We start from the raw sequence: 1288 nt of genomic DNA on the forward strand, positions 1-1288 counted from the left end.
CTGAACCTTCCCCTTGTTCCAGGACACCTGGAGACTGGGACATGAGGTTCCAGAGGAAGTAGCACCAGGTGGGAAGCAAGTACACGAAGCGGTACACCGAGGAGTTCAAACGGGACGCGATCGCGCTCGTCGACTCCTCGGGCAAGACAGTCACGGCGGTCGCCCGGGAGCTCGGCATCAGCTCCGAGTCCCTGCGCGGCTGGTACCGCAAGGCCAAGGCGGACCGGAGCGAGGGCACCTCCGGCGAATTGAGCAGTGCCGAGCGCGAGGAGCTCAAGCGGCTGCGGCGGGAGAACCGTGTACAGCAGCAGACGATCGAGATCCTGAAAAAAGCGACCGCCTTCTTCGTGAAGGAGAACGACCGGTGAACGCGTTGTACCGGTTGATCCATGCGGAGAAGGCGACTTACCCGATCGTGCTGCTCTGCCGGGTGTTGCACGTTGCCCGCTCCTCCTACTACGCGTGGCGCGAGGGCGAGGCTGCCCGCCAGGCCCGGCAGGCCGACGACGACGCACTCGCCCAAGAGATCACGGTGCTGCACATCGCCTCGCGCCGCACCTACGGGGTCCCGCGTATTCACGCCGAACTGCGGCGGCTGGGACGGCGGGTGAACCGCAAGCGCGTCGCCCGCGTGATGCGCGAGCGCGACATCCAAGGCGTCACCCGACGCAGGCGCCGCTCGCTGACCCGGCCGGACAAGAAGGCGAAGCTGGCCCCGGACCTGATCGGCCGCGACTTCCATGCCGAGCGGCCCGGGATCAAGCTGGTCGGCGACATCACCTACCTGCCCACCTCCGAGGGCTGGCTCTATCTCGCCTGCTGGCTGGACCTGGCCACCCGCGAGGTGGTCGGCTATGCCATGGCCGACCACCACCGCGCGGAGCTCGTCGTCGATGCCCTCGACATGGCCCACGGCCGCGGGAACCTGGAGCCTGGCTGCGTGATTCACAGTGACCGCGGCAGCGAATACACCTCGGCCCAATTCCGGTTTCGCATAAGGGAGTTGGGTTTGCAGGGCAGCTGTGGACGCACCGGATCATGCTTCGACAACGCCGCCGCGGAGAGTTTCTGGGCCCTGCTCAAAGAAGAGATCGGCACCCGCATCTGGCCCGACCGGGCAACCGCCCGCGCCGAGGTCTTCACCTTCATCGAGACCTTCTACAACCGCCGCCGCCTACGCAAGCACAAGACCTTCGGCTACCTCACACCAGCCGAGACCAGGCAGCGGCACCAACACGCCCTCGCGGCATAACCGACGAGTGTCCAAGATCACGGGGAAGCTTCAGCT

2 protein-coding genes are annotated in these 1288 nt (G+C 66.1%); both read left to right on the top strand.

All coding sequences use genetic code 11. The annotated features are described in order from the left end of the window. The first annotated feature begins 68 nt into the window (after window positions 1-68). The gene (locus tag ACIA73_RS41955) at window positions 69-368 is read left to right on the top strand and encodes a transposase (RefSeq protein ID WP_399444285.1); all 300 of its coding nucleotides are present in this window, start codon (window positions 69-71) and stop codon (window positions 366-368) included. Next, on the top strand, window positions 365-1252 hold the full coding sequence (locus ACIA73_RS41960; RefSeq protein WP_399444286.1) for an IS3 family transposase: 888 nt from the start codon (window positions 365-367) through the stop codon (window positions 1250-1252). The genes ACIA73_RS41955 and ACIA73_RS41960 overlap by 4 nt, the downstream gene beginning before the upstream one ends. The last annotated feature ends 36 nt before the right edge of the window (window positions 1253-1288 follow it).

This window comes from Streptomyces sp. NPDC051561 (assembly GCF_044454195.1).
In the GTDB taxonomy this organism is placed as follows: Bacteria; Actinomycetota; Actinomycetes; order Streptomycetales; family Streptomycetaceae; genus Streptomyces.